Source organism: Youngiibacter multivorans, from assembly GCF_017873395.1.
Taxonomy (GTDB): Bacteria; Bacillota; Clostridia; order Clostridiales; family Clostridiaceae; genus Youngiibacter; species Youngiibacter multivorans.
In genome coordinates this window covers 279,921-292,453 of sequence record NZ_JAGGKC010000001.1, presented here as the reverse complement: position 1 = coordinate 292,453, position 12,533 = coordinate 279,921, and the positions used below count along the sequence as shown (strand labels likewise).

Annotated in this window: 12 protein-coding genes; 3 read left to right on the top strand and 9 right to left on the bottom strand. The window is 48.4% G+C overall.

Features of this window, described 5'->3' with window-relative positions:
* Positions 1-13: 13 nt before the first annotated feature.
* The 9 genes from J2Z34_RS01460 to J2Z34_RS01420 all read right to left on the bottom strand — a co-directional run bounded on the left by J2Z34_RS01460 (position 14) and on the right by J2Z34_RS01420 (position 6,363).
* Positions 14-490 carry an HD domain-containing protein gene (locus tag J2Z34_RS01460; protein WP_209458060.1) on the bottom strand — a complete coding sequence of 159 codons (477 nt, stop codon included), beginning with the start codon at positions 488-490 and terminating at the stop codon, positions 14-16.
* Positions 478-966, bottom strand: coding sequence for a 2-amino-4-hydroxy-6-hydroxymethyldihydropteridine diphosphokinase (folK, locus tag J2Z34_RS01455; protein WP_209458059.1), 489 nt, complete (start codon positions 964-966; stop codon positions 478-480). The genes J2Z34_RS01460 and folK overlap by 13 nt, the downstream gene beginning before the upstream one ends.
* A complete protein-coding gene (gene folB / locus J2Z34_RS01450; RefSeq protein WP_209458058.1) occupies positions 967-1,329 on the bottom strand; it encodes a dihydroneopterin aldolase in 363 nt (120 codons plus the stop codon).
* A gap of 1 nt (position 1,330) precedes the next feature.
* Positions 1,331-2,173 carry a dihydropteroate synthase gene (gene folP / locus J2Z34_RS01445; protein WP_209458057.1) on the bottom strand — a complete coding sequence of 281 codons (843 nt, stop codon included), beginning with the start codon at positions 2,171-2,173 and terminating at the stop codon, positions 1,331-1,333.
* 2 nt (positions 2,174-2,175) lie between these two features.
* Positions 2,176-2,742 (bottom strand): GTP cyclohydrolase I FolE, encoded by a 567-nt coding sequence (folE, locus tag J2Z34_RS01440; RefSeq protein ID WP_209458056.1) that lies wholly within the window; start codon positions 2,740-2,742, stop codon positions 2,176-2,178.
* A 136-nt stretch (positions 2,743-2,878) separates the two neighbouring features.
* Positions 2,879-3,646, bottom strand: a complete 768-nt coding sequence (locus J2Z34_RS01435; protein WP_209458055.1) for a hypothetical protein — start codon at positions 3,644-3,646, stop codon at positions 2,879-2,881.
* Between the two features lie 81 nt (positions 3,647-3,727).
* On the bottom strand, positions 3,728-4,165 hold the full coding sequence (locus J2Z34_RS01430; protein ID WP_209458054.1) for an ACT domain-containing protein: 438 nt from the start codon (positions 4,163-4,165) through the stop codon (positions 3,728-3,730).
* A gap of 35 nt (positions 4,166-4,200) precedes the next feature.
* Positions 4,201-5,157, bottom strand: coding sequence for an L-threonine 3-dehydrogenase (locus tag J2Z34_RS01425; RefSeq protein WP_209458053.1), 957 nt, complete (start codon positions 5,155-5,157; stop codon positions 4,201-4,203).
* Positions 5,158-5,172: 15 nt separating this feature from the next.
* Positions 5,173-6,363 carry a glycine C-acetyltransferase gene (locus J2Z34_RS01420; protein ID WP_209458052.1) on the bottom strand — a complete coding sequence of 397 codons (1,191 nt, stop codon included), beginning with the start codon at positions 6,361-6,363 and terminating at the stop codon, positions 5,173-5,175.
* Positions 6,364-6,690: 327 nt separating this feature from the next.
* On the opposite strand from J2Z34_RS01420, the gene J2Z34_RS01415 reads away from it, so the two are divergent.
* The 3 genes from J2Z34_RS01415 to J2Z34_RS01405 are packed head-to-tail and all read left to right on the top strand — an operon-like array spanning position 6,691 to position 12,521.
* Positions 6,691-9,948, top strand: a complete 3,258-nt coding sequence (locus J2Z34_RS01415) for an SNF2 helicase associated domain-containing protein (RefSeq protein ID WP_209458051.1) — start codon at positions 6,691-6,693, stop codon at positions 9,946-9,948.
* A 46-nt stretch (positions 9,949-9,994) separates the two neighbouring features.
* Entirely contained in the window at positions 9,995-11,170 is a 1,176-nt protein-coding gene (locus J2Z34_RS01410; protein ID WP_209458050.1) for a class I SAM-dependent rRNA methyltransferase, read from the top strand.
* A gap of 1 nt (position 11,171) precedes the next feature.
* Positions 11,172-12,521, top strand: a complete 1,350-nt coding sequence (locus tag J2Z34_RS01405; RefSeq protein WP_209458049.1) for an MATE family efflux transporter — start codon at positions 11,172-11,174, stop codon at positions 12,519-12,521.
* The last annotated feature ends 12 nt before the right edge of the window (positions 12,522-12,533 follow it).

The following is a 12,533-nucleotide window of genomic DNA, read 5'->3' as shown; positions in this document are numbered from 1 at the left end:
ATCCTCTCCTAATTCAATATTCAATCTCTGCAGTCTCACCATGGCTGAAACGCTTGCACATGGATATTGACAAGCAGTTCATGCATGGCCTTGAAAGCTTGTCCGCACGGTACATTGCATCTGTCAGTATTCCGACTGCACCCTTTACCCTGTGGCCTCTGATCGCTAAAAGTATAATTTCCTTTTCAGTTCCCTTGAAACCATGTTCGTCAAGAAGCCTTTCAGAAAGTTCAGCACTTGCTTCCGCATGGTCCCGTCCTGTATCGTATTCCACCCATCTTCCCAGGTCGTGAAGAAATGCTGCTGTATATGCGGTCTCCCTGGAAACCTCCAGGCGATCCTCCAGAACCAGGATATACAGTACCCTGGCTGCATCGATAAGGTGGTCAAGCCCATGCCTGCAAAATATACGTTCCTTCTCCCGTTCATTAGTCTTTCTTAAGTTCTCAATAAAGAACGGATCCCTTATAATTGCATTCAGCCTCTCCATGGTGCCTCCCTGAAGCATATGACACCTTCACTTCCGATTTTTTCAAGGAGCCCTGAAATGCTCTGCCCGGGAATGGCATCATCCCCAGCAATCTCTTTTAGAGGCACCAGCACGAATGCCCTTTCCATTATCCTCGCATGGGGAATGGTAAGCCTTTCCGTGTCCATTTCTACTCCTTCATAAAGCAGTATGTCAACATCTATGACCCTTGGACCATATCTGACAGTCTTGACTCTCTTCATGGCTCCTTCAATGCTTTGGGTGAAGTCCAGAAGCTCAATGGGGTTCAGGTCAGTCTCACCAGAAAGTGCGATGTTCAGGAACCTGTCCTGCTCCTCGAATCCCCACGGCTCGGTTTCGTAAACAGATGATACCTTTCCGATATCTACTTTCTCTGTCAGCAGGTTCACTGCTTCTCTCAGGTTTTCAAGCCTGTCGCCTATGTTGGTTCCAAGGCTAAGGTAAACCTTTGCCATCTATACTCTCTCCCTTGCAATCTCAACTGCGAAATAGTCAAAGATCCCCTTTACCGGAGCTTCAGGCTTTCTTACCGTTACCTCGACCTTCATGACCCTTTCATGATTAACAAGGACTGCACTGCAAATTCTCTCTGCAACAGCCTCAATAAGGTCGTATCTTTCCTCTTCCATGATGACCTTTATCATGTCGTAAACCTCGCTGTAGCTGACAGTCGAATTCAGGTCATCATTCTTCCCTGCCTTTGACAGGTCAAGGCTAAGATAGCAGTCCACAAAAAACTTCTGGCCAAGTACTTTCTCTTCTTGAAGGACGCCGTGGTTTCCGTGAAATGACATGTTTTTCATTATTATCCTGTCCATCCTACCTCCTCACGCAGGCATCGGTCATCGCTGCCGCCCTTGCGTTCTCAAGCACATCATGCACTCTGACGATATCGACTCCCTGGACTATTCCAAGTACTGTGGTAGCTATTGTTCCTTCTACCCTCTCCTTTGGCGGAAGGTTCAGGACCATGTTTATCATTGATTTTCTTGAAGTCCCGAGGAGTATCGGATAGTCCAGCTCAAGAAGCTCAGAGATCCTTGGCATCAGGTCCAGGTTCTGCCTGGGTGTCTTTCCAAATCCGAATCCCGGGTCAAGGATAACAAGCTCCCTTCTAAGACCCGCCATATCAGCTATCTCTATGGATCTTCTGAAGAATCTCTTGATAGAAGCCATGATATCCTCAACATATTCAGTTCCATCCTGATTATGCATGACAATTACCGGCGCATCATATCGCCTGGCAACATCAGCCATATCCTTGTCCAGCTGCAGTCCCCATATGTCGTTGATGATATTTGCTCCTGCCTTCAGCGCCTCTTCGGCTACCCTGCTCCTTATGGTGTCGAGGGATATGAGGATGTCAGATTCTTCCCTGATTCTTCTGATTACAGGAATGACACGCCTCAGCTCTTCCTCTTCGGTAATCCTCTCATGGCCGGGCCTGGATGATTCGCCGCCTACATCGATGATATCAGCGCCCTCTTCAACCATTTTCCTTACCCTGTCCATTGCCTTGTCAGGACTAATGAAGTCACCTCCGTCAGAGAAGGAATCCGGGGTCACATTGAGTATTCCCATGATAAGGGTCCTTCTGCCAAGTTCAAGCTCCCTTCCCTGGAAGGAAAGCCTTCTTATCTTGCTTGAATATTCTATGCCCATGTCTAGTGCCCCTTGTTTATCATCGAAAGAACTTCTGCTCTCGACTTGGAGTCCTTGTTGAATATTCCTCGTATGGCGGATGTGACTGTCTTCGATCCAGGCTTTTTGACACCTCTCATTGTCATGCACATATGCTCCGCCTCAATTACAACTATTGCCCCGTAAGGCTGAAGCTTCTTCATGATGATGTCGGCAACCTCTGCAGTTAGCCTTTCCTGAAGCTGAGGTCTCTTTGAAACTGTCTCCACAACCCTTGCAAGCTTGCTGAGACCTGTAAGTCTCCCGCTCTTGGGTATGTATGCCACGTGTGCTACTCCGAAGAATGGCACAAGATGATGCTCGCACATGGAATAGAATGGTATGTCCTTGACAAGCACCAGCTCCTCATATTTTTCATCCTGGAAATACACCTGGAGATGGTCCTCGGCATTCTCTACTATCCCGGAGAAAATCTCCTCGTACATCCTTGCAATCCTCTTGGGCGTATCAGTAAGGCCTTCCCTGTCCGGATCCTCTCCGACACCTATCAGTATCTCCCTGACCGCCTTCTCTATCCTGTCCTTATCCATATCAATCTCTCCCAGCATTAAAATGTTTTACATATAAATATTACTTTATTATGTGGTTTTTGTCAGCAGAAGCTGTATTTGGACATTTCCTGAAAAATATAGGGGAAGCATTCGCTGCTCCCCCATATCGTCAGTCTCAAAGCTTTGCAGCTGCCGACCCCTTGTCTTTAATCGCATCGGTTTTCTTCAGGGCCTCTTCATAGCTTTTGGAGCTATACCCGTAAAGTCCGCCTGGCTTGTAGTTAAGGTAGCTGTCTCCGGCTCTCAGGAACTGGTCAGCATAGTTCAGGAAGGAATTGCCCATACCTGCTATGAAGCTGTCGCTTCTTGGCGCGATGTAGGTGTCGAATGCCGCCTGTGCTTTGCCATCAGTAGGAGCTGCCGCAGCAACCCTTGTCTTGTCCTGGTCACCTGCATACCTCTTGTCCCTTTCCTTCTTCATCTGTTCCCTGAGGACAGTCTGGCCATCTCTCATGGTGTTTGTCCCCTGGTTCTTTGGTGATGAAGCTCCGGTATACTTGTCACCTTCGTACCTGAGGTCCCTTTCCGCCTTCATCTGGTCTCTCATGACGGTCTGGCTCTCCTTCATTGAAGGCTGGTTTCTTGATGTGTTTCTTTGCATTGGCTTGGCAGCTTCAGGTTCCTCGAAAATATAGCCCTGTATCATCTTACCGAGATCATTCCATGGCTCCTGTCTGGTTGCAGTGCTTCTGCCTGGCGTGGTTCCTACATTCCTGTTTGGCTGCATGGTCGGGTCCTGCCAAACATTCCCTCTTGAACCCTTCTGCGCCTTCCTTTGTGCCTCGGATGCAGATTTTATTGTGTTTGCGATCACAAAGAAAATGATCAGCGGGAATATGAATCCAAATATGTCACCAATGAAGGAAAAGTATTTTACTTCCATTAAGTGCACCTCCTGTCAGTTTGAGTATAACAAAAATGTCAAAGGTAAAGTGCTCTGCAATGTTAACAATCCGTGAAGTTCCTATTCTACAGCGATCAGCTGCATCTTTATTATGAAATCCTCATCGCTTAAGGAGTCCATGAGCTCCTTGATGTCCATGACCATCTCAGCCATATCTATTGTAAGGTTTACGCTGGCTGCGTTGTTTATAGGTATGTCCTGATTTATCGTCACGATGTTCGCCTTTACCTCGCCAAGCTTGTCCAGGACTCTGGAAAGCGATCCCGGCTCATGGTTTACCAGAAAGTTGATAGTTGCCTTTCTCCCTTTTGTCCCTTCTGACAGCAGAAAGACATTGTCCTTGTACTTGTAATAGGCGCTGCGGGATATCCCGACAACCTTTACCCCTTCGCTTATATCCTTTACCTTTCCGGTATGCAGAAGTCTCTTGACCTCAAGTACCTTGGAAAAGACTTCAGGCAGTATCCTGCTGTTGACTATCAGAAATTTCTCATCCATTGTTATTCCTCCAGTTTCTCATCCATTATCTCCTCTTAAGTGACAATGAGCTTTTTCCTGAGCTGCACAAGCATGTCGGAAGTCATGCCTTCAAGGTCGTAGGTTGGCTTGAAACCCCATTCTTCTATAGCTGCCGTGCAGTCGATACTGTTCGGCCACGAATCCGCAATTGCCTGTCTGACTGGATCAACCTCATAGCCCATCTTGAATTCCGGAATATGCTTCCTTATTTCTGCAGCGACCAGTTCCGGATCGAAGGACATGGCCGTTATGTTGAAAGCGTTCCTGTGCAGGAGCCTTCCGGGGTCAGCCTCCATAAGGTCTACAACTGCCTTCAGCGCATCAGGCATGTACATCATGTCCATGAATGTGCCTTCCGCTATGTATGAGGTGTAGCTTTTCTTCCTTATGGCATCATAGAATATGTCCACTGCATAATCAGTGGTTCCGCCGCCTGGTGCTGTGACATAGCCAATCAGCCCCGGAAACCTTACTCCTCTGGTGTCCACTCCGAACTTCAGGTGGTAGTAATCACAGAGAAGCTCACCTGATACCTTAGTCACTCCGTATATGGTCCGCGGCCTCTGGATAGTATCCTGGGGAGTCATCACCTTTGGAGTGGAAGGTCCGAATGCTCCGATTGAGCTTGGGGTGAAGAAGCTTGCATGAGCTTCCCTGGCAGCTTCAAGACCTCCTATAAGTCCCCCCATGTTTATGTTCCATGCAAGCATGGGGTTCTTTTCGGCGGTTGCAGACAAAAGTGCCGCAAGATGTATTATCGTGTCAGGCTTCCATTTCCTTGCAGCCTGCATGAATCCATTGCCATCAGTCACATCCAGCAGTTCAAAGGGACCTTCGGCCACCTTTGTACCCTCCTGAGGATTCCTGATGTCAGTGGCAAGCACGTTGTCAGTTCCGTATATTTCCCTGAGATGTGTCACAAGCTCAGAGCCAAGCTGGCCCAATGCTCCGGTTACAAGTATGTTCTTCATCTATAAAGTCTCCCCTTAAATGACTCCGAGTTCCCTGCCTACCTTCTCATAGGCTGACAGGGCTATGTCCAGCATTTCTGTCGTATGTGCTGCAGTCGGCATGTTCCTGATTCTCCCGGTACCCATGGGCACTGTCGGGAATGTTATGGCCTTGGCATATACGCCTTCTTCAAACAGCCTCTTCGAGAACCTCTGAGCCCTCACCTCATCGCCAATTATGACCGGAGTGATAGGTGTCTGTGAATTGCCTATGTTGAAGCCCATCTCCTTCAGCCTCTTCTTGAGGTACAGCCCGTTTTCCCATAGCCTGTCATGAAGCTCAGTGCTCTCTTCCATGATATCAATAGCTTCTATGCATGCCGCTGCGCTTGCAGGTGTCATTGAGGTTGAAAACAGGAACGGCCTTGCCCTTACCTTCAGCCAGTCTATCAGGTCCTTTGTTCCTGCCACATAGCCTCCGACGACTCCAATCGCCTTTGACAGGGTTCCCATCTGCAGGTCGATATCCTTAGAATGCCCGAAGTGCTTGACAGTACCTGCACCCTTTCCCATGACACCTGAGCCATGAGCATCATCAATATAGCTGATAAGGTCGTACTCCCTGCAGGCTTCGACAATACCGTCTATGTCAGCCACATCACCATCCATGGAGAATACGCCGTCCGAAATATACATAAGCTTCCCGTAAAGTCCTGATTCTATGGCCTCTTTCGCCTTAGCCTTCAGGTCATCCATGTCCTGGTGCCTGACCCTTATTATCTTTGCCCCTGAAAGCCTGCATCCGTCTATAATTGATGCATGGTTAAGCTCATCAGAAAGAATGGCATCATCCTTGGTCATTATCGCAGAAATCGCTCCCATGTTGCAGTTGAAGCCGCTCTGGAATGCAATGGCTGCCTCGGTTCCCTTGAACGTTGCGATTCTCTTTTCAAGCTCATCATGAACCTTAAGGGTACCGTTTATGGTCCTTACAGCACCAGCACCAACACCGTACCTGACAGTAGCTTCCACAGCCTTTTCAATTAATCTCTTGTCTGTCGCAAGCCCGAGATAGTTATTGGATGAAAGGTTTATGAATTTCTTCCCTCCGATTTCAATTACGGGTCCGTTCGCTCCGTCAAGGATGTTTATCTCATTGTAGAGTCCCTTCGATTTAAGCTCCGCCAGATTTTCCCTCAAGAATCTTTCCAGCCCTATGCTGCCCATTTCGCTCCTCCTTGTTCTTCGTTCATTTACAAATTCAAGAATCTGTCCACCTTTATTATATCAAAACCTTTCATGTTGTTTACCTGTTTCAAAAATTATCTTTGGAGTCTTTACTGTCTTTACCATCCTCACCCATTGCCGGAGTCACCCGAAATGCTCGTGCAGAACTCAAAGCTGCTTCCAGCTATTTCAAAACGATAAAAAACATGTCCTTTGATTTTGTATCTGCTTCATTTTGTGGTAAAATGATAGGTGGCTTTTGGAAAGTTTAGGTAAGCTTTTAAAAAACTTCGCAGAAGATTTAAAACTTCGCAGAAGACTTCCTGTATGAAAGCCGGTATATTTCTACTAAAGACCCAAAGGAAGGTACAGAAGATGACGTTCTCAAGGCAATATCTCGTCGAGCTGGCAGGTTCATCCGCCGTATATGACAGAGCCTCAATATATTCCAAGGACAGAAGAGTAACTGCACTAAACGTTAGCGGAACTCAGGTAAGGTCTACCGTGAAGGGCAAGAAGCTTTACAGCACCTATATAGAAATGGGCAGCGACGGAGCTGTGGAGGACTATTACTGCTCATGCCCCTCCTATGAATCCAGCGGAGAAGCATGCAAGCATGTCCTCGCAACCCTTATGTCACTTGAAAGGGTGGACCTGGGAAGACAGGTAAACATATTTCGGCAGGGGAAACCCCCGGTTCAGTCAGGACGATCCGCAAGGGCTCTCATAGAGGGTATCTCAATGTCGTCTTTCGAGGAATCTCCTGAGGAGCTGGATATAGAGGTCTTCCTTGAAGAAGAGGATGGTTTTGATACCACAACCTCACTTAGGATAAGGTCCGGAAAAGAAAAGATGCATTTCGAAAAAAGCATGGAGGAGTTTCTGGACAAGTGGTCTGAAGGACTCATCAAGGCTGACAAACCTTATGATGAGCTTTTTGAGTATCTTCACAGCCTCTACCTTGCACTATCAGTTCCGTCTGAACCATATGTCAGGTCGAAAACTGTAGTCAGAGGAGACCGATTTCTCCTTACACCTCAGATGATGAAGAAGGTATTAAGACTTTTGAACGGTGAAACCGTCCACTATACCAGCCCTTTCGCAGGCGGTATGACCGGAGTCAGGAAAGAGCCTGTGGTAATTGCAGAGGTGTCACCGAAGATAAGCTACAGCATCAGTGAAAAATCAGGCAGTCTGTCTTTGCGGGTAAAACTCGACAAGGGCTGCCATTTTCTTGATGAGACCGCCGCTGTGTTCCATGAGCCCGGCATCCTTGGCATCGTGCCTGACAGGGAACTTAAGACCATAAGGACGATCAACTCGACAATACTCCAGAAGGAAGATGGCGGATTCCTGCCGATACCTCAGGACCTGAGGGATACCTTCCTTTCAAGCGTCCTGCCTGAGCTTGGAAGGACAGGTCAGGTCATCCTTGATGGAGCCCTGCAGGATAAGATAATAACCGAGGAGCTCAGGCCGGAGGTCTACCTTGACATACATGAAGACAGCATTACAGCCAAGCTCAAATTCAGGTACGGTGATTATACTGTAAGGGAAAACAACGACACGCTTGTCAGGGACAATCTCGGCAATGAGATACTAATGAAAGAGACCGGGATTGTGATTGTAAGGGACATCCCAATGGAAGAGGGCATCATGAGCGTGTTCGAGGACTGTGAGTTCAGGCTGTTCATGGACCATATGTACCTGGACGGAGATGAGGAGATATGGCTTTTCCTGACAAAGGGGCTTCCGCTCCTGAAGGAAAGGGCTGAGGTCTACTACAGCGACGATTTCAGAAAAATTACCTCAAAAGGCGCTTCTTCACCAGGAATATCACTATCCTCAAAGGACGGAGCAAGCTACCTTGAGTTTTCATTCGATCTTCCTGATGGTCTTTCCTCCCATGAACTGCTTGAAATTCTTGGTTCCTCGAAGGATGGAAAGAAATATCACAGGCTCAAGGATGGTACCTTCATCGATACCCTCGACAGCAGCCTGAAAGCGCTTAGCGAGGTAGTCACAAACCTTGGTCTGAAAGAAAAGGACCTTATGGATGGAAGCATTTCGGTTCCTGTGAGCAGAGCACTTTATCTTGAGGAGGCACTCAAGGACACCGGTATTCTATTCAGCAAGGATGCACATGTAAGTGAGATGATTGCGAGGATCAGGGATCCTAAATCCTTCGACTTCAAGGTACCTGCAAGCTACAAATCAATACTTAGGGATTACCAGAAGACAGGTGTAAAGTGGTTGAAGGCTCTCGAGTCAAGCGGGCTTTGCGGAATACTTGCCGATGACATGGGTCTTGGAAAGACATTGCAGGTAATAACTCTAATTGACAGCGGAGACAAGTCTCGCCCGTCGCTGGTTGTCGCACCTACAAGCCTGGTATACAACTGGAAGGCAGAAATAGAGAAATTCGGCCCTGGACTCAGGGTTCTCGTGGTAGACGGCTCCAGAAAGACCAGGGAAACCCTCGTCACACTTGCTGCTGACCACGATATAGTACTGACCTCATACCCTCTTGTCAGGAAGGACCAGGACCTCTATGCGGACATAGACTTCAACTACTGCATACTGGATGAGGCTCAGCACATAAAGAATCCGGTGACGTCAGCGGCAAAGAGCGTAAAGTCAATCAAATCCAGGTACAGGCTTGCGATGACAGGAACTCCGGTGGAGAATACTCTGACCGAGCTGTGGTCCATATTCGACTTCCTTATGCCTGGATACCTGGGTTCGCACAGGAAGTTCCTCGAACGATACGAGAAGCCCATAACCACTTATGGTGACAAGGATGCGCTCAGGAATCTGGTTTCACATGTGAAGCCGTTCATTCTAAGAAGGCTGAAGAAGGATGTCCTCAAGGAGCTCCCTGACAAGATCGAGACAAGGCTTCTCCTCGACATGGACGAGTCCCAGAAAAAGGTCTACGTGGCGAAGCTTTCTGAAGCGAAGAAGGAGATAACAGGCGAAACAAAGCACAGCCACATCAAGATACTGTCGCTCCTTACAAGGCTCAGACAGACCTGCAACCATCCGGCTCTTATAATCGACGGGTATAAGGGCAGGAGCGCAAAGCTGGATGCGCTTATGGAGCTCGTTGACGAAAGCATAAAAGGCGGCCACAAGGTGCTGGTCTTCTCACAGTTCACTTCAATGCTCGCGATAATACGCAAAGAGCTCGAGGCAAACGGTCATCCCTGCCTTTATCTTGATGGCGGAGTTGATTCAAGGGACAGGATAGATCTCGTTAATTCCTTCCAGAACGGAGAAAGGAACATATTCCTCATCTCGCTTAAGGCAGGAGGAACAGGACTTAACCTCACGGAAGCGGATGTTGTAGTACATTTTGACCCGTGGTGGAACCCTGCGGTCGAGGACCAGGCTACTGACAGGGCTTACAGGATAGGACAGAAGAACAAGGTTCAGGTATACAGGTTCATCACTGCAGGCACAATTGAAGAGAAGATAGTATCGCTCCAGGAAAGGAAGAAGGATATGGTGGACTCGGTCATAAAGCCGGGAGAAACCATTCTCGGAAAGCTTACTGAAAAGGAGATAGAGGGTCTGTTCAGCTAAAGGACAATATTGTGAAGCGGACAATGTCCGTTCGAAGGAGAAAACAATGCTTACAAAGTTCTACCTCAAACAAGGCAAGGGAAGAAAAGCAGAAAAGGGCCATCCCTGGATCTACACGGATGAGATTGAAGGGTATGACGGAGAATATACTAACGGCGATATCATCGAGGTCTATAACTCAAGGGGTCGATTTATCGGCAAGGGCTTCATAAATGACAGCTCTAAAATTTCCATCCGCCTCATGACAAGAAATCAGGAGGATGAGATTGACTACGAGTTCCTGAGGAAGAGGCTAAAGGATGCCTTTGACTACAGGTCCAAGGTGATAGACACATCAAGCTGCAGGGTAGTCTTCGGTGAGGCTGACTTTCTCCCCGGACTCACAATTGACAAATTCAATGACATCTATGTGATACAGAGCCTTGCCCTGGGAATAGACAGGTTCAAGAAGGATATCGTGGATATCCTCATGAAGGACCATGGGGCAAGAGGAGTCTATGAGAGAAGTGATGTCGCAGTCAGAGCTCTCGAGGGCATGGAAGAGACGAAGGGATTCCTGACCGAGCCATTTGACACAATGGTGCAGATCGAGGAAAACGGAGTAAGGTACATGGTCGACATCGAAAACGGACAGAAGACCGGCTTCTTCCTTGACCAGAAGGAAAACAGGAAGGCCATTCACCGCCTCGTGAAGGACGCTGAGGTTCTGGATTGCTTCACCCATACAGGCTCCTTCGCATTGAATGCAGGAATCGCTGGTGCAAAGTCAGTCCTCGGACTCGACATATCACAGCATGCCATAGATTTTGCAAAGAAGAATGCTGAGCTGAACGGTCTTGAAGACAGGGTAAGCTTCGAGGTACACAACGCATTTGATATACTGCCCGTATGGGCAAGGGAAGGCAGGAAGTACGATGTGGTCATTCTGGACCCACCTGCATTCACCAAATCAAGGGACAGCATTGCAGGAGCAAAAAGAGGCTACAAGGAGATCAACCTCAGGGGAATAAAGCTGGTCAGGGAAGGCGGCTTCCTTGTCACATGCTCATGCTCCCATTTCATGAGCGAGGAGCTTTTAAGGGAAACAATAATCGAAGCGGCGAGGGACGCAGGCAGGACACTCAGGCAGGTCGAGTTCAGGACACAGAGCGCTGACCACCCGATACTCATGACCTCCGATGAATCCTACTACCTGAAGTTCTTCGTGTTCCAAGTGGTATAGGATGCACTTCTCAAGAAGTTCTGCAGGCGATGTCCTGAGACTGGCCCTTCCGGCTGTATTTGAACAGGTCCTGGTAATGCTGGTATTTACGCTAGACACAGTCATGGTCGGAAGATACGGCGGAAGCCAGGCCCTTGCAGCCATCGGTGTCAGCGCTGAGATGGTGGCTACAGTCTCCAACATATTCGTAGGCATGGGAATTTCAATAGCCACCACGAGCCTTGTGGCACGGTCTTTCGGTGCAGGCAGGCTCAAAAGGGCTGAAGAGTATGCAACTCTTGGTATCCTTGCAGCTGCAGCTTCAGCCTCCATGATAGCAGTACTAGTATTCCTCTTTGCAGGAAGTGCAGTCAGGGCTGCAGGTGCAGAGGCTGCGGTCTCTCTTATTGCATCCGGTTACCTCAGGATTGTTGCTGTCGCAATTTTCTTCAGCATGGTTTTGAGCTCAGTCAACGCAGTTCTAAGGGGCTACGGAAACACAAAGGTCCCGTTTGTGGCTTCTGCGATAACCACTATGACAAACCTCATCCTTGACTACGGCCTTATCTTTGGAAACCTGGGAATGCCTGAGCTTGGTGTGCAGGGCGCAGCGATTGCGACTGTCATAGCGCAGGCACTTGGCTTAACATTCAGTACGACCTATATGCTCAGGCGGTCAAAGGTGAAGCCAGGGCTTTCTCATATCCAAACCCTTGATATCCAGAGGCTGAAGTCATTCTTCAGATTATCGGTTCCTGCATCGATGCAGGAGGGTTCAATAAGCCTTGTAAGGCTGCTTGGGCAGTTCATGATAATAGGGCTCGGGACTAAAGCCCTGGCTGCAAATACCATGGCAACAATGATCGAGTCCATCTCCTTTATGCCAGGCTGGGGATTCGCGCTGGCTGCATCGGCACTTGTCGGACTGAAGGTCGGCGAAGGTGATCATGAAGGAGCAAGGGCGTATGCCTATACCTCAGTAATCATGGGTTCGGCAGTAATGGGTGTGATATCTCTCCTTTTCCTTGTTTTTCCGCAGCAGCTCATCTCCATGTTCGTAACAGGCGGCGAGGAGGATGTGGTGATGCTTGGAGCATTGTGCCTGGCAATCGGCGCATTCGAGCAGCCCACCATGGGTGCATCCATGATATCTGCGGGAGTCCTGAGGGGAATGGGTGACACGAAGACCCCATTCAAGGTCTCCTTCTTAACTTCCTGGTTCATAAGGATGCCACTGACAATAATACTCATATTCTTCCTCAAGACACCAGTATGGATGGTTTGGGTAATAACTGCAGTCTACTGGCTGGCTGACTCGATACTTCTACTGAAGTCCATGGACAGTAAACTTAAGGCTCTCGGACATATATGAAGGATGGCCCCT